Source organism: Desertibacillus haloalkaliphilus, assembly GCF_019039105.1.
Lineage (GTDB): Bacteria > Bacillota > Bacilli > Bacillales > KJ1-10-99 > Desertibacillus > Desertibacillus haloalkaliphilus.
In genome coordinates, this window is record NZ_JAHPIV010000131.1 from 1 (window position 1) to 438 (window position 438).

Annotated in this window: 1 pseudogene; it reads left to right on the plus strand. The window is 38.4% G+C overall.

The annotated features are described in order from the left end of the window. Positions 1–119: 119 nt before the first annotated feature. Positions 120–438: pseudogene (locus KH400_RS21195) on the plus strand (hypothetical protein); the annotation flags it as partial.

Here is a 438-nt window from a genome sequence, read left to right on the forward strand (position 1 = left end):
TTTATTGATTGCCCTAATAATACCAGATAACATGCAACTTTTGACAGTTCAAAGACAATATTAAGTAGAACTTACTGGTATAATAATATCTCAGGGATATAAGAGAAGGAGTTTTTGACATGGGACGTAAGCGACAAGTATCTGTAGCAGGTGTTGTGATTGCATTAGGCGTTTTTGCTTTGCAACAAACCGTTCTAAAGGACAACAATGGCACACAAGTAACGAAGACAAATTATGCACAATCCAGTGTAAAGTCTGATGCGAAGGTTAATTACGGTAGCACATCAGATGAGCACCCAAATGAGTCATTGGCATCATCAGTTTTGACTGCCAATGTGGTGAAGCAATTGGGCACGAATAGCGTGCGTTTTAATGGTAACGGTGCGTTTATTCTTAACGATAATAAAACTGATTTGAACGCTAAAGTAAGTTCAGCAC